General features: G+C 74.7%; 13 protein-coding genes. 3 read left to right on the top strand and 10 right to left on the bottom strand.

Features of this window, described 5'->3' with window-relative positions:
- Positions 1-30: 30 nt before the first annotated feature.
- Positions 31-1,653 (bottom strand): ABC transporter substrate-binding protein, encoded by a 1,623-nt coding sequence (locus tag NLU66_RS16050; protein ID WP_267136237.1) that lies wholly within the window; start codon positions 1,651-1,653, stop codon positions 31-33.
- A gap of 289 nt (positions 1,654-1,942) precedes the next feature.
- On the opposite strand from NLU66_RS16050, the gene NLU66_RS16045 reads away from it, so the two are divergent.
- A complete protein-coding gene (locus NLU66_RS16045) occupies positions 1,943-2,644 on the top strand; it encodes a FadR/GntR family transcriptional regulator (protein WP_259360600.1) in 702 nt (233 codons plus the stop codon).
- Between the two features lie 36 nt (positions 2,645-2,680).
- On the opposite strand, the gene msrA is transcribed toward NLU66_RS16045, so the two are convergent.
- The 8 genes from msrA to NLU66_RS16005 all read right to left on the bottom strand — a co-directional run bounded on the left by msrA (position 2,681) and on the right by NLU66_RS16005 (position 9,913).
- A complete protein-coding gene (msrA, locus tag NLU66_RS16040; protein WP_259360599.1) occupies positions 2,681-3,376 on the bottom strand; it encodes a peptide-methionine (S)-S-oxide reductase MsrA in 696 nt (231 codons plus the stop codon).
- Between the two features lie 112 nt (positions 3,377-3,488).
- On the bottom strand, positions 3,489-4,043 hold the full coding sequence (locus NLU66_RS16035; RefSeq protein ID WP_259360598.1) for a hypothetical protein: 555 nt from the start codon (positions 4,041-4,043) through the stop codon (positions 3,489-3,491).
- Positions 4,043-5,377 (bottom strand): DUF58 domain-containing protein, encoded by a 1,335-nt coding sequence (locus tag NLU66_RS16030; protein WP_259360597.1) that lies wholly within the window; start codon positions 5,375-5,377, stop codon positions 4,043-4,045. The genes NLU66_RS16035 and NLU66_RS16030 overlap by 1 nt, the downstream gene beginning before the upstream one ends.
- The gene (locus NLU66_RS16025; RefSeq protein WP_259360596.1) at positions 5,374-6,447 is read right to left on the bottom strand and encodes an AAA family ATPase; all 1,074 of its coding nucleotides are present in this window, start codon (positions 6,445-6,447) and stop codon (positions 5,374-5,376) included. The genes NLU66_RS16030 and NLU66_RS16025 overlap by 4 nt, the downstream gene beginning before the upstream one ends.
- Positions 6,444-6,914, bottom strand: a complete 471-nt coding sequence (locus tag NLU66_RS16020; RefSeq protein WP_137771451.1) for a hypothetical protein — start codon at positions 6,912-6,914, stop codon at positions 6,444-6,446. The genes NLU66_RS16025 and NLU66_RS16020 overlap by 4 nt, the downstream gene beginning before the upstream one ends.
- Positions 6,911-7,615 carry a DUF4129 domain-containing protein gene (locus NLU66_RS16015; RefSeq protein ID WP_259360595.1) on the bottom strand — a complete coding sequence of 235 codons (705 nt, stop codon included), beginning with the start codon at positions 7,613-7,615 and terminating at the stop codon, positions 6,911-6,913. Before NLU66_RS16015 ends, NLU66_RS16020 begins: the two co-directional genes overlap by 4 nt.
- Complete coding sequence (locus NLU66_RS16010; RefSeq protein WP_259360594.1) at positions 7,612-8,886, bottom strand: class I SAM-dependent methyltransferase; 1,275 nt, start codon at positions 8,884-8,886, stop codon at positions 7,612-7,614. The genes NLU66_RS16015 and NLU66_RS16010 overlap by 4 nt, the downstream gene beginning before the upstream one ends.
- A 40-nt stretch (positions 8,887-8,926) precedes the next feature.
- Entirely contained in the window at positions 8,927-9,913 is a 987-nt protein-coding gene (locus NLU66_RS16005) for an NADP-dependent oxidoreductase (RefSeq protein ID WP_259360593.1), read from the bottom strand.
- Positions 9,914-10,021: 108 nt separating this feature from the next.
- Between NLU66_RS16005 and NLU66_RS16000 the strand changes: the two genes are divergently transcribed.
- Positions 10,022-11,296, top strand: a complete 1,275-nt coding sequence (locus NLU66_RS16000) for a molybdopterin molybdotransferase MoeA (protein ID WP_259360592.1) — start codon at positions 10,022-10,024, stop codon at positions 11,294-11,296.
- Positions 11,297-11,333: 37 nt separating this feature from the next.
- A complete protein-coding gene (locus NLU66_RS15995; protein ID WP_259360591.1) occupies positions 11,334-11,951 on the top strand; it encodes a PH domain-containing protein in 618 nt (205 codons plus the stop codon).
- Between the two features lie 66 nt (positions 11,952-12,017).
- Here NLU66_RS15995 and NLU66_RS15990 read toward each other — a convergent pair whose 3' ends face one another.
- The gene (locus tag NLU66_RS15990) at positions 12,018-13,733 is read right to left on the bottom strand and encodes an ABC transporter family substrate-binding protein (protein WP_259360590.1); all 1,716 of its coding nucleotides are present in this window, start codon (positions 13,731-13,733) and stop codon (positions 12,018-12,020) included.
- Between the last annotated feature and the right edge of the window lie 17 nt (positions 13,734-13,750).

Genomic DNA, 13,750 nt, shown 5'->3' with positions numbered 1-13,750 from the left:
CGCCCGCGGGAGGGGTCGGGGCGGGGCGCCTTACTGCGCGGAGCCGACGCCCACGAAGCTCAGGCCGGTGAGGGCCGTGGGCGTGAAGTCCACGAGCGTGGAGGCGTCCCAGGCGGTGGGGGACTTGCGGTGCAGCAGCGGGTACAGCGGGACCTCGTCGGAGAGGAGGTCGAAGAGCTGGTGCCAGATGTCCACCTGGGCGGCCTCGTCGGTCTGCTCCATGCCCTGGTCCAGGAGGTCGTGGACCTTCTGGTAGCTGTCCGAGCCCTTCCAGTGCATGCGGCCGTCGGTCCAGGTGTCGCCGTAGTACCACCAGCGCATGAGCAGGTCGGGGTCGTTGCCGAACACGGAGGGGTCGCCGGGGGCGATGACGACGTCGAACGCCTCGGGCTTGCCGTCGATCGTGTTGTAGACGTCCGCGGACTGCTTCTCCGTGAACTCGATGGTCACGCCGGCGGCCTCGAGGGACTGCTGGATGATCGGCGAGACCTGCTTGACCCAGTCGTGGTCGGTGCACAGCAGGCGGAACGAGGTCAGGCCGGTCTCCGCGAAGAGGCCCGTGGCCTTCTCGAGGTCCTGCGCGTAGACCGTCGAGGCCTCCTTGTACTGCGGGTGGTCCTTCTGGACGAAGCTCGTGGCGGCCTCGGCCTGGCCGGCGAGGCCGTCGGTGATGACCTTCTCGATGTCGAGGGCGTAGAGGAACGCCTGGCGGTTCCTGACGTCCGCGAAGGGGTTGCCCTCGGCGTTGTTGAACATCGCGAACAGGAGGCCGAAGCCCTGAGCGGACTCGACGGTGCTCGTGGCCTTCAGCTGGTCGATCGAGAGGTAGGGCACCGAGTCGACGGCCTGCGCGGTCCTGGACTGCAGCGCGTTGGTGCGGGTCGAGGCGTCCGGGATGATCTGCCAGGTCATGGACTTCGCGAGCGCCGGCTGCGGGCCGTTGTAGGCGTCGAAGCGCTCGAAGGTGACGGCCTTGGAGGACGCGCCGCCGTCGGTCATGGTCCAGGGGCCGGAGCCCACGGGCTTCGCGTCGAAGGCCTCGGGGTCCTTCTCGACGGCGGCCCGGGGGACGATCTTCACGACGCTGAGTCGCTCGGCGAGGATCGCGACCGGGTGCTTGAGGGCGATGGTGACGGTGGAGTCGTCCTTCGCGGTGACGCCCTCGATGACGTCGATGAAGCTCGCGTAGAGCGAGGCGTTCTCCGGGTCGAGCACGCGCTCGAAGGAGAAGACGACGTCGTCCGCGGTGACGGGGGTGCCGTCGTGGAAGGTCGCGCCGTCGCGCAGGGCCACGTCGACGCTGGTCCCGGTCGAGGTGGGGAGCTCCGCGGCGAGGGCCGCGTAGACCTCGCGGGTCACCGGGTGCAGCTCGGTGAGCCCTTCGAGGGTGTGCCAGTTGACGGCGACGGTGAGGGCGGCGGAGGTCGTCATGGGGTCGTAGCCGTTGGTGCCGAGCTCGTAGGAGATCGCGGCGGTGATGGTGCCGTCCTCCTCGGCCTCGGCGCCGGCGTCGGAGGCCTGGCTCCCGGTGCCGCCGGAGGTCTCCCGGGGGGCGCAGGCGCCCACGGTCGCGACGATGCCGGCGGCGCCGGCGAGGACGGTGGTGCCGCGGAGGAAGCCGCGGCGGCTGGTCGAGGTGCTCACGGGGTGCATCCCTTCGGTCGGGCGGCCCGCTCGGGACCGGCTCCACGCTGAAGAGCTCCGGCGGGCGTGGTGGACACCGACAGTGGTGCCCTCCTGGCGGCGGTTCGCGACCCGCTGCGTCGTGAGAGCGACCGCTTCGTCCTCCGGAACATCAGACGTATGATGTCTGATGTTCGGGACTGTACCGCCTTCCCCGCCGTGGCGCGAACCACGATCCGGGGGCCGTGACCTCTTCGAGACCTTCACGGCGCAGCAGGGGACCCGGGCAGAATGGACCCGGCCCCGAGAAGGAGACGACATGGCACGCAGCAGCACCACGGAGGGGACCGCCGTGCGGCGCATCCAGGACCTCATCCTCGAGGAGGGCCTCCGCCCCGGCGATCCGATGCCGACCGAGAACGCGCTGTGCGAGCGGCTCGAGATCTCCCGCTCCTCACTGCGGGAGGCCATGCGCACCCTCGCCTCCCTCGACATCGTCGAGGTCCGTCACGGGCACGGCACCTTCGTCGGCGGCCTCTCCCTCGCGCCGCTCGTGGACGGCCTGCTCTTCCGCGCGCAGCTCGACGACGGCTCGGATCTGCGATCCCTGCGCGAGGTGGTCGAGCTGCGCATCGCGCTCGACCTCGCCGTCGCGTCCGAGCTCGCGGACCACTACCGCGGCAGCACCAACCCCGAGCTCGAGGAGCTCGTGGGGGAGATGCGGCGGCTCGCGGACGCCGGCGAGCCCTTCCCGGAGGCGGACGCCGCCTTCCACGCCGCGCTGCTCGCCCCCGTCTCCAACCACCTGCTCGCCCAGCTCGCGCAGGCCTTCTGGGAGATCCACACCTCCGCCGTGCCGCTGCTCGGGCTGCCTCCGGCGACCGACATCCTCGACACCGTCGAGGCGCACCGGGCGATGGTCACCGCGCTCGAGGCCGGGGACGCGGAGGCCTATCGGGCCGCCGTCCACGCGCACTACGCCCCGCTGTCCCGCGTGCTCGCGGCGGCCGGCGGCGCCTGAGCGCCGCGCTCAGGGGGACGTCGTCACGGGAGGGGCTCAGCCGATCGAGCAGGCCACGCCGTTGAAGCCGTGGTTGCAGTACCCGCCGGGGTTCTTCGCGAGGTACTGCTGGTGCTCGGGCTCCGCCGTGTAGTAGCGGCCGTCGCCGGCCTCCGCGAGCGGGGCGAGCTCCGTCGTGATCGCGCCGCGGCCCGCCGCGTCGAGGGCGCGCTGGTAGCGCTCGGCGCTGTCGCGCACCACACGGCCCTGGGCCTCGGAGGTCCAGTACACGGCGCTGCGGTACTCGGTGCCCACGTCGTTGCCCTGGCGGTTCGCCGTCGTGGGATCGTGCTGCTCCCAGAACGCGGTGAGCAGGGCGCGGAGGGTCTCCTCGCCGCCCGTGTAGACCACCCGCACGGCCTCCGCGTGACCCGTCCGTGCGGAGAAGACCTCCTCGTAGGTGGGGTGCGCGGTGAAGCCGCCCGCGTAGCCGGCGGAGGTCGTGTGCACGCCCGGGACCTCCCAGGCGATGCGCTCCACGCCCCAGAAGCAGCCGCCCGCGAGGACGATCTCCTCGGCGCCCGCCGGCCAGGGGGCCGGGTCCGTCGGCGCATCGGGGCCGAGCATGTCCGTGCCGAGCACCGCGTGCTCGCGCACCAGGGGATAGGCGTAGCCGGGGCGCCCCGGGAGAGCCTCCTCGCGCGAGACCATCTGCTTCTTGTGCCCGTACAGGAGGTCCATCATCTGCCACATGCCGGCCACGCTAGACCTCCCGCGCACGGCGGTGGAAGCGGAGGTCGCGCACGGAACACGGGGATCCGCCCAGGGCGTACCGGACGGGCCCCGACGGCCGACGGGGTCCGCCTCAGCGCTCCCGGCGGGGGAGCACCACGACGGTGAGCGCGGCGAGCGCGAGCACCGCGGGGACCAGCATCCAGGGGCCGAGGTCCACCCGGGAGACGAGCAGCACGAGCCCGGCGCCCGCCGCGGAGGCCACGAGCACCACCAGGTGCGCACGTCCCGTGAGCGCCCACGCGGCGCGGGTGAGGCGGCCGTGCAGCGGGATCGTCGCCGCGAGCGCCCACGCGCAGTGCGCCGCGAGCAGGCACAGCGCCACGAGCACGGCCCGGCCCGCGGTCAGCTCCGCCTGCGGCACGAGCGCGAGCACCACGGCGGCGGGGGCGAGCAGCCCGAGGTCCGAGTCCGGGGCGAGGGTCGAGGCGATCAGCCCCGCGATCGCGGCGAGGGAGAGCAGCGCCGGGCCGAGGCCCGAGAACAGGCCCCCGGGCAGCGTGAGCAGCAGCGCGGCCGCGGTCGCGGCGATGCCGAGCAGGCGCAGGCCCGCCTGCTCGGGGCTCACCGTGCGCAGCAGGAGCAGCCCCCGGGCGAGCGGGTCGACGAACCGCTGGATCCACCGCATCAGGACCGCCTCCGTCGCGGCGCGGTGCGGGCGGCGGTCAGCGAGAGCAGCACGGGCGCGAGCGAGCTCGGCCCCTCCCAGGGCGTGACCGGCACCCCGGACTCCCGCAGCTCGCGCACGGTCTCCTCCCGCTGCAGGCGCCGCAGCGCCCAGGCCTCCGCCCAGAATCGCTCGCTCGCGCGGCCGTCCACGGCGAGCGGCCGGCCGTGGAGCACCGAGGTGTCGCCCACGCTCGCGGGCAGGGTGTCCACGACGACGACGTCCGCCCCGTGCGCGACGAGCACGCCGATCTGCTCGATCGCGGGCACGGCGAGCAGCGGGGAGCAGACCACCACGAGCGTGCCCGGGCGCACCGAGCGCAGCCGCCGCGCGGGCTTCGGGGCGCCCGTGTCACGGGCGGCGCGCGAGAGGGCGTCGGTGAGCACGCGCAGCTGCCGCGGCCCGGTCCCCGGGCGCACGGGGCCCAGCAGGTGGCCCACGTCGAACACGCCCACCCGGTCCCCGGCGGTCAGGTAGTGGCGGGCCACGGCGGCCGTCGCCCGCACGGTCACGTCGAGGCTGCTGGGGGCGTCCGGTCCCGCCCACGGCGCGGGCAGGACGTCCGCGATCGTGTCCGTCACGATGAGCACGTCCGTGTCCTGCTCGGTGAAGGTCGCGTTGGTGTGGAGGGTGCCGGTGCGGCTCGTGACCCGCCAGTTCACGCGGTGCAGGCGGTCGCCCGGGCGGAAGGCCCGCACCTCCGCGAGGGCCGTGCCGTCCCCGCGCCGGCGGGAGAGGTGCACACCGCTCACGCCGATCGGGGTGGGCACCTCGACGGGGGCCTCGAGCACCGAGGCGTCCGGCAGCACCTGCACGTGCACGGGAGCGAGCTCGACCTGTGCACGCGAGGCGCCGAGCGGGTCGGAGGCGAGGACGTGCAGCGGGCCCACCGCGATCCGGCCCCAGCGCCGGGCGCGCACCGCGATCCGCACCGCGCCGTCCCCCGCGAGGGAGCCGTGCGGCGGCGTGAGGTCGCTGTGGCTGGTGAGCGGCACGGTCACCGCGGTGAGCACCCCCGGCCCCGTGCGCACGTCCACCGCGACGCTCGACCCCTCCTCGACGATCCGCCGCGACGCCGCGACCCGCGCGGAGGGCACGCCCTCGGGATCACGGCGGAGCATCGCGACGAGCGCCCACACGAGCAGCGGGACGACGACGAGGAGCACGAGCGGCCGCCCCACGAGCACCGCGAGCAGCGCCCCGCCGCAGCCCACGGCCCCGGCGCGCACGAGCGCGGCCGACGGCCGGTCGCGCAGGCGCCGGGTCGTCGCCGGGGGAGCGGGGGAGGAGGTCATCCGTCGCTGCCGGCCCGCTCGCCGGCGGGCCCGACGGTCCCGCCGGTCCCGGCTGCGGAGGGCTGCTCCGCGGCGGGGACCGGGACCTGCTCGAGCACCGCGGAGACCACGCCCGCCCCGGTCGCGTTCTGCAGCCACAGCTCCGGCTTGACGGTCACGCGGTGGTCGAGCGCCGGGTGGGCGAGGGCCTTGACGTCCTCGGGGACCACGTAGTCGCGGCCGCGGATCACCGCGAGCGCCCGCGCGCACGTGATGAGCGCGAGGGTCCCGCGGGGCGAGGCGCCCACGAGGGCGTGCGCGTGCTCGCGGGTGCGGCCCACGAGCTCGACCGCGTACCGGCCCACGGCGTCGGCCACGTGCACCGTCTCCACGGCGGCCTGCACGGCGAGCAGACCCTCGCCGTCGAGCACCTGGGGGACGGACTGCTCCTCCCGGCGCCGCACGAGGCGGCGGGAGACGACGTCCCACTCCTCCTCGGGCGTCGGGTAGCCGAAGGAGAGCCGCAGCAGGAAGCGGTCCAGCTGGGCCTCCGGGAGCGGGTACGTGCCCTCGTGCTCGACGGGGTTCGCGGTCGCGAGCACGTGGAAGGGGCGGGGCAGCGGGCGGGTCGTCCCCTCGACGGAGACCTGCCGCTCCTGCATCGCCTCGAGCAGCGCGGACTGGGTCTTCGGCGGGGTCCGGTTGATCTCGTCGGCGAGCAGGAGGCCCGTGAAGACGGGACCGGGCCGGAACACGAACTCCCCCGTGCGCTGGTCGAACACCTCGGCGCCGGTGAGATCGGCGGGCAGCAGGTCCGGCGTGAACTGGGCGCGCGTGAAGGGCAGCCCGAGCGCCTGCGCGAAGGAGCGCGCGGCGAGGGTCTTGCCGAGCCCCGGGAGGTCCTCGAGCAGCACGTGGCCGCCCGCGAGGACCCCGGCGAGCACGAGCTCGAGGGCGGTGCGCTTGCCCACCACGGCGCCCTCGACGGCGTCGAGCACGCGGGCGGCCGCACGGCTCGCGGCGGGGACGTCCGACGGCGGGGGCGCTCCCGCTCCGGTCGTGGGGGCGGGGTGCTGCGGGGTGTCGGTCATGGGAGCCTCTCCTCGTCGGCGGCGGCGAGCTGTCTCAGGTGTCGGTGCAGGGCGGCCCTGTCCACGGGCACGGCCTCGGGGCCGTCGGGCCCGCTGCGGCGCGGCAGGTCCAGGTGCACGCCGCGCGCCGCGGCGAGGCCCTCGAGCTCCCGCACGAGCGCGCCGGTCGTCATCCGGCGGCGCGGGCCGGCGCCGTGGATCGTCTCCTCGAGCCGGCGCACCCGCTGGTCCTGCGCATGGGGCAGGGCGTAGTCGACGTCGAGGTCCAGCGGCGGGGAGTGCAGCTGATCGGCATGGTCCACGCCGACGTGCACCCACCAGGCGATCGCGCCCGCCGCGAGGCCGAGGGCGAGCGGCAGCGGGAGCGCGAGCTGCAGGTCGAACAGGGAGCACACGAGCACGACGACGAGCGCGGTCGCGGCGCCGATCAGCAGCCGCACCGCGAGACCCGTGCCGCGCCCGTTCACGATGCCTCCTGCAGCTGCGTCTCGAGCCGCTCGAGCAGCAGCAGGGCGCGGTCCCGGTCCGCCTCGGCGAGCGGGTGCGGGTCGAACAGGGCGCGCCGGTACAGTCCGGCGAGCTCGTCGAGGGCGGCGGCGTCGAGTGCGAGCGCGCCGAGCACCGCCACCACGTACTCGAGGGTCGTCTGCGAGGGCGCCCGGCTCACCCCGGCCCGGCCGATCGCCCGCTCGAGGGCGAGCCAGGCGGCGATCACGGCGTCGTGCGCGGAGACGACGGTGGAGAGCGAGCGGCGGGCCTCGGCGAGCGCGTCCCGGGCCTGCTCCGTCGTGAAGCCCGCCTCGTCCTCCACCTCGCCGGCGCTGCGCAGCCGCTCCGGGGCGAGGCGCCACATGCGGTAGGCGACGAGGGCCACGAGGGCCGCGGCGATCACGCCGAGCACCACGAGGATCCGCACGAAGGACTCCCGGGACATGGGCTGGATCGGCGGGGGGATCGTGGGCTGGTCCTCCGTCGCCCATTCGGGCTCCTCGTAGGCCTGGCCCTCGGCGGGCGGCGGGGGAGCGGTGCGCTCCTGCCCGTCGAACAGGGCGAGCGTGCCGCGATCCGCTCCGGCGCCCAGGGCGAGCATCACCAGGGCGAGCACACCGAGCAGGACCAGCAGCGGCGCGAGCGCGCGGCGGCGTGGAGCCCTGCCCGGGGTGGTCATGCCCCCGTGCTCCCGTGCGGTGACGCGACGATCACCGACTGCTCCCCGGCGATCCGGGTGAGCACGAGCGTCGCGGCCTCGTGGCCGAAGCGGCGGGGACGCAGCCTGCGGCGCAGCTCCTCGGGCTCGACGGCGGTGCCCCGCTTCTTGATCTCGAGCACCCCGATCCGGTGCTCGCGCAGGTAGCCCGTGAGGGCCTTGATCGAGAAGGGCATGACGTCGCGGACGGCGTAGCCGCGCGCGAGGGGCGAGTCGACGCGGCGATCCGCGGTGAGATAGGCGATCGTCGGGTCGAGGGTGCGCGCCCCGAGCCGCTCGGCGAGGGCGCCGAGCAGACCGGCCCGGATGACGGCGCCGTCGGGCTCGTAGAGATGGTCGCCGAGCGCGCCGGGCACCGGGTCGCCGGGGGAGTCCGCGCGCAGGTCCAGTCGGTGCGCCCCCTCGCGGCCGATGACGAGGGCGGAGGAGCGGACCCCCTCGCGCGCGAGCGGCCCGCACCACAGGACCGCCTCGAGCACGCTCCCGTGCAGCGACAGCCACTGGACCTCGACGTCCTCGGGCAGCGCGGAGCGGTCCACGGCCGGGCCGAGCTTCGCGCCGAGCGCGCCGAGCGTCCCGGGCGCGGCACCGCCGCGCTCCCCGAGCCGGTGGGCGAGGTCGAGCACGAAGGACAGCGGCGGCTCGTACTCCTCGGGGTCGTGGAGCCGGCGTGCGCCGCGCGCCGAACCGCGCGCGGGAGCGCGGCGGGCGGGATCCAGCCAGATGCCGTCGGTCAGCCCGGGGTCGTGGTCCTCCGCGCTACCCAGGTGCACGGCCGCGGAGGGGAAGGGGCGCAGGTTGACCGTCGCGACGGCCACCGTGAGCGGGTCACGGTCCACGGCGCGCACGTCGAGGCCGAGGCCCGCGAGGGCCATCGCGTCCCCGCCGATCCCGCAGCCCAGATCCGCCACGGCGGAGACCCCGGCGCGCTGGAAGCGCTCGGCGTGCAGGGCCGCGACCGGCAGGCGGGTCGCCTGCTCGAGGCCGTGCTCGGTGAACAGCATGGAGCGCGCGAACTCGCCGAACTTCTCCTCCCCGCGGGCGCGCAGGCGCGACTGGGTGAGGGCGGCGGAGACGAGCTCCGGGGCGTGCCCCGCCTCGCGCAGGGAGCTCGAGCGGGACAGGACGTCCTGCTCGCGGTACGGCGGGAGGGAGTTCAGCAGCGCCCAGCCCTGGGGGTGCAGCAGGGGCTCGATCGCCCGCGCGGCGTCGTCGGCAGGGGCGGAGGGCATACCCGACACCCTACCGGCGGCGCCGCGCCGGGGCGGCCGTTCAGGCGTGCGCGTCCAGCACGAGCTTGCCGCGCGTGTGGCCCTCCGCGAGCAGGCGGTGCGCGCGGGCGATCTCGCCGAGCGGCAGCACCGTGGAGGCCTCGAGCGGGTAGGCGCCCGAGCGCAGGCCCTGCACGAGGTGGTCCAGGCGGTCGCGGCCGGGCACCAGCTGCGGCACGTGCACCTCGATGCCGCGCTCGGTCGCGGGGGCGGTGTCCGCGAGGGTGGGGAGGGTGACGATCCGCCCGCCCGGGGCGAGATGGTCCAGGCTCGGCACGAAGGTCGTGAAGTAGTGCGTGTCCAGCACGACGTCCACGCCGCGGCCGCCCGTCGCCTCGTCGATCTCGGCGCGCCAGTCGGCGTCGTCGTACGCGATCGGGGTCGCGCCCAGCTCGCGGATCCGCTCCGCGTTCGCCGCGCGGCCCGTCGCCCACACCTGGCTGGCGCCGGCCTCGAGGGCCATGGGGATCAGCAGCTGGCCCACGCCGCCCGCGCCGCCGTGCACGAGCACCGTCTCGCCCTCGGTGATCCGGGCGCTGTCGCGCACCGCGGCGATCGCCGTGAGGCCCACGAGGGCGAGGCCCGCCCAGCGGGGGAGCTCCTCGGCGGTGACCTCGTCCGGGATCGGGGCGAGATCGTCCGCCGCGATCGCGATGACCTCCGCCGCCGTGCCGCGCTGGTCCGCGCCGGCGCGCATGCCGAACACCCGGGTGCCGGGGGCGACGCCGCGCGCCTCGAGCTCCGCCTCGTCGAGGTCGGGACCGGCGGAGAGCACCACGCCCGCCATCTCGCGGCCCGTCCCGGCCGGGAGCACGAGATCCTTCGAGCGGCCGGAGGAGCCGTCGCGGATCTTGTAGTCCAGGGGGTTCAGACCCACGTAGGAGACCTCCACGAGCACCTCGCCCGGGCCGGCCACGGGCTGCGGGGCGTCGGTGTGGAGCGTCAGGACCTCGGGGCCGCCGAAGCTGTCGAAACGGATCTCACGCATGGCTCCATGATGCACCGGGAGACGGGGAGGTGGCAGGGTGCCCCATGGGAGCGGCCCGTGATGGGACGATGCCCCCGAGCACGGCCCCGCAGGCCGGGGAGGAGCAGCATGGGCGAGCACCGCGGCGATCCGTGGCAGTGGCGGGACGAGATCGTGCAGGCGCACCGCGCCCTGCGAGAGAGGGCCCGGCGTGACAGGACCTTGCGTGACGGGACCCCGCGCACCGCTCGCGTCCCGCTCGCGGAGGCGGCCGGCCGGGTGCTCGCCGCGCCCCTGACCAGCCCCGAGGAGCTCCCCGCCCAGGACCTCTCCGCGATGGACGGCTTCGCGGTGCGCCGCGCGGAGCTCACCGCCCCCGGCACGACCGTGCTCCCCGTCGTCGCGGACCTCCCCGCCCGACCCGGACGACCCGCACCGCTCGCGCCCGGCACCGCCGCCCGCATCATGACCGGCGCCCCGCTGCCGCCCGGGGCGGACGCCGTCGTCCCCGTCGAGGACACCGACGCGGATCCCGTCGGCCCCGCCCCCGCCACCGTGCGGATCACCCTCGCGTCGCCGCTGCCCCCGCGCAAGCACGTGCGCGGCCCCGGGGAGGAGGTCACCCGCGGCGAGGAGCTCGCCCCCGCCGGGACCCGGGTGGGCGCCGCCCTCATCGGGCTCGCGGCCGCCCTCGGCGTGACCGACCTCGAGGTGCACGCGCCGCCGCGGGTGGGCGTCGTCGTCACCGGGGACGAGCTCACGGGCGCCGGCCCGGCCGTCCCCGGGACCGTCCGCGAGTCCGACGGGACGATGCTCGCCGCGGCGCTCGTCACCCACGGCGCGATCCCGCGGGTGCTCCGCGGCCCCGACGACCCCGCCCGGCTCCGCGCGGTGCTCGCGGACGCCGCCCGGGCAGCGGACCTCGTCGTCACGACCGGCGGGATCGGCCACGGCGCCTACGACGTGGTGAAGTCGCTGCTGGGCCCGGGCGGCGCCGGCACCTCCCGCTTCGCGCACCTCGCCCTGCGGCCCGGCGGGCCGCAGGGGCACGGGACCCTGCCTCCTGCCGACGGGGCCGACCGCGGCACGCCCGTCGTCCACCTGCCCGGCACCCCCGTCGGCGCGCTCGTGGGCTACCACCTGTTCGTGCGGCCGCTGCTGCCGGGGCCCGCCCTCGCTCCGCGCCGCGTCCTCGTGGGGGAGGGGTCCTTCGCGGTGCGCCGCCCGGGGCTCACCGTCGTCGCCGGGAGGCTGCGCCGCGGGGCCGGCGGCCGCGAGAGCGTGGACACGCTGCCCGGACGACGGCTCGCCCCCTACGGCCGGGCGGACGCGCTCGTGCTGCTCGACGGGTCGCTCCCCGACGCGGCCGCGCCGGGGGAGAGCGTGCTCGTCCTCGATCTGTGAGCAGGTCATGGACAGGTCGTTCCACTACCGTGGGCGCATGCCCGCTGCGCCCGATCCCGCCCGACCGCTGACCCTGCGCCCCCGCAGCGCGGAGGTGATCATGATCGTCGTGGCCGTCGCCGCGGCGCTGCTCGCCCTCGACGCGGTGCTGCGCGCCGGGCTCACCGGTGCGCTGCTGCTGCCCGGGCTGCTGCTGCTCCTCGCCGTCGTCTGGGCGCTCCTGTGGGCGCCCCGGGTGGTGCTGCACCGGGAGAGCCTCGAGATCCGCAACGTGTGGCGCACCCACGTGCTGCCCTTCACCGCGATCCGCGAGGTGCGCCTCGGCGCCATGCTCCGCGTCGACGCGATCACGGCCGACGGCACCGAGCAGACCCTCACCGCCTGGAACGCCCCCGGCCTGCGCCGCGACAACCCCCTGCGCCGCCGCGAGGCCGCGGCCGACGGCGGACCCCGCGTGCGCATGGGCCCCGAGGAGCGGCTGCGCAAGGACCAGCGCGACGCCCGCAGTGCCGTCGTCGTCGACCGCGTCGAGGCCTGGCAGGAGCACCACGAGGCGGAGGTCGGCACCGGCCGCGCCCGCACCCGCTGGAACGTTCCCGTCATCGCCGTGCTCGGGGCGACGCTCCTTCTCGTCGTGCTCCGCGCGGTGCTCTGAGCGCACAGCGAAGGGCCCGGCCACCGCAGGTGCGGTGACCGGGCCCTTCGCATGTGAGGGGAAGGCTCAGGCCTTGATCCCGACCTGGGTCCAGTCGGTGCTCTCGAACTGGGACGCGCCGTGGTTCACGACGCCCGTCTTCACGCCCACGATGTTCGGGGTCGCGTAGAAGGGGATGAGCACGAAGGACTCGGCGATGACCTTCGAGATCTCGTTGGCGACCTTGTGGCGCTCGTCGAGGTCGAAGGCGGCCTTGATCTGCTTGTCCAGATCGCCCAGGCGGTCGTCCGCGAAATTCGTGTAGTTCTGCTCGGAGTCCATCGGGTACACGAGGTTCACGGAGGAGGACTCCGGGAACTGCGAGCCCACCCACGAGAAGGTCACCATGTCGAACGTCTTCGGGTTGATGTAGTCGTCGAAGTACGCGTCGGAGGGGACCGTCTGCAGCTCGACGTTCAGACCCACCGCGTTGAGGTTGGTCTGGACCTGGCGGGCGCGGTCGGAGTTCGACTTGGTGTCCGCCGGGATGATGATCGAGAGGTCGAAGGTCTTGCCGTCCTTCTTCCGCTTGTCGCCGTCGAGCGCCCAGCCGGCCTCGTCGAGCAGCTTGCCCGCGGCCTCGGCGTCGTACTTCAGACCCCCGAAGGAGTCCTCGTAGCCGTCCTGGCCGGGCATGTACACGAAGTTGTCGACCAGCTGGATCGGGGCCTCGAGCGGGCCCACCACGGCGCGGCCGATCGCGTCGCGGTCGATCGCACGGGCGATCGCCTCGCGCACCTTGACGTCCTCGAGCTTGCCGTCCCCGCCCTTGACGTTCAGGGTCAGGTGCGTCCAGGTGAGGCCGTTCGTGGACTGGATCGCCGCATCGGAGCGGGTCTTCGCCTGGGAGAGCACGTCGCCGTTCGCGATCGAGAGCAGGTCGATCTCGCCGTTCGCGAAGGACTGCGGCTGCGTGGTCTGGTCCACGACGGAGAAGGTGATCGTCTCGAGCTTGGGGGCGCGGCCCCACCACTTGTCGTTGCGCTTGATGTTCACGACGCCGCCGGTGGTGTCCACCGAGTCGACCGTGAAGGGGCCCTTGGACGGGGTCGGGGTCGAGACGTAGGACTCGTTCCACGCCTTCGCGGACTCCGAGACCTTCTTCGGGACGTCCGGGTGCAGGACGGTGATCCAGTCGATGAAGGGGGCGGAGAAGACGATCTCGCCGGTGTACTCGTCATCGGTCTGGGTGATCGACTTGATCTGGTCCCAGCCCACCGTGGAGCCCACCTGATAGTCCTCGTTCTCGCCGGAGTTGGCCTTCCACTGCGAGATGAGGTCCTCGACCACGATCGGGGAGCCGTCGTCCCACACGCCCTTGGGGTTGTAGGAGAAGGCGACCGTCTGCGGGTCCTCGCTCGTGAGCTCGGCCTTCGCGATGTAGTCCGGGTTCAGGGTCTTCTCGCCGGACTCGGAGTAGGCGATCTCCGCGCCGGCGCCGAGCGGGCCGCGGATGTCGGAGAGGTCGGCGAGGAGGCCGTCGGCGTGGTTGTAGTTCCAGTTGTTGGGCAGCTGGGACACGGCGAGCTTCAGCGAGCCGCCGTCCGGCACCTGGTCGTAGTCCAGACGCTCCCAGGCGGTGCTGGGCAGCGCGGCCGCGTCCTCCGCGGCCGAGGAGTTCTCCTCGGCGGCCTTCGAGGCCTGCTCCTCGGCGGACTGCTGGCCGCAGGCGGCGAGCGCGGCGGCGCTGCCGACGACGCCGGTGCCGGCGAGGAACAGACGGCGGGTGCTCGTGATCTTCATGGTGGTTCTCTCTTCCT

Source organism: Brachybacterium sp. NBEC-018 (genome assembly GCF_024860185.1).
Lineage (GTDB): Bacteria > Actinomycetota > Actinomycetes > Actinomycetales > Dermabacteraceae > Brachybacterium > Brachybacterium rhamnosum.
This window is presented reverse-complemented; position numbering and strand designations above follow the sequence as displayed.

What these genes read in the sequence shown, in the direction of transcription:
- NLU66_RS16050 (WP_267136237.1), bottom strand. Translation starts at nt 1,653, where the DNA reads ATGCACCCCGTGAGCACCTCGACCAGCCGCCGCGGCTTCCTCCGCGGC.
- NLU66_RS16045 (WP_259360600.1), top strand. Translation starts at nt 1,943, where the DNA reads ATGGCACGCAGCAGCACCACGGAGGGGACCGCCGTGCGGCGCATCCAG.
- msrA (WP_259360599.1), bottom strand. Translation starts at nt 3,376, where the DNA reads ATGTGGCAGATGATGGACCTCCTGTACGGGCACAAGAAGCAGATGGTC.
- NLU66_RS16035 (WP_259360598.1), bottom strand. Translation starts at nt 4,043, where the DNA reads ATGCGGTGGATCCAGCGGTTCGTCGACCCGCTCGCCCGGGGGCTGCTC.
- NLU66_RS16030 (WP_259360597.1), bottom strand. Translation starts at nt 5,377, where the DNA reads ATGACCTCCTCCCCCGCTCCCCCGGCGACGACCCGGCGCCTGCGCGAC.
- NLU66_RS16025 (WP_259360596.1), bottom strand. Translation starts at nt 6,447, where the DNA reads ATGACCGACACCCCGCAGCACCCCGCCCCCACGACCGGAGCGGGAGCG.
- NLU66_RS16015 (WP_259360595.1), bottom strand. Translation starts at nt 7,615, where the DNA reads ATGACCACCCCGGGCAGGGCTCCACGCCGCCGCGCGCTCGCGCCGCTG.
- NLU66_RS16010 (WP_259360594.1), bottom strand. Translation starts at nt 8,886, where the DNA reads ATGCCCTCCGCCCCTGCCGACGACGCCGCGCGGGCGATCGAGCCCCTG.
- NLU66_RS16005 (WP_259360593.1), bottom strand. Translation starts at nt 9,913, where the DNA reads ATGCGTGAGATCCGTTTCGACAGCTTCGGCGGCCCCGAGGTCCTGACG.
- NLU66_RS16000 (WP_259360592.1), top strand. Translation starts at nt 10,022, where the DNA reads ATGGGCGAGCACCGCGGCGATCCGTGGCAGTGGCGGGACGAGATCGTG.
- NLU66_RS15995 (WP_259360591.1), top strand. Translation starts at nt 11,334, where the DNA reads ATGCCCGCTGCGCCCGATCCCGCCCGACCGCTGACCCTGCGCCCCCGC.
- NLU66_RS15990 (WP_259360590.1), bottom strand. Translation starts at nt 13,733, where the DNA reads ATGAAGATCACGAGCACCCGCCGTCTGTTCCTCGCCGGCACCGGCGTC.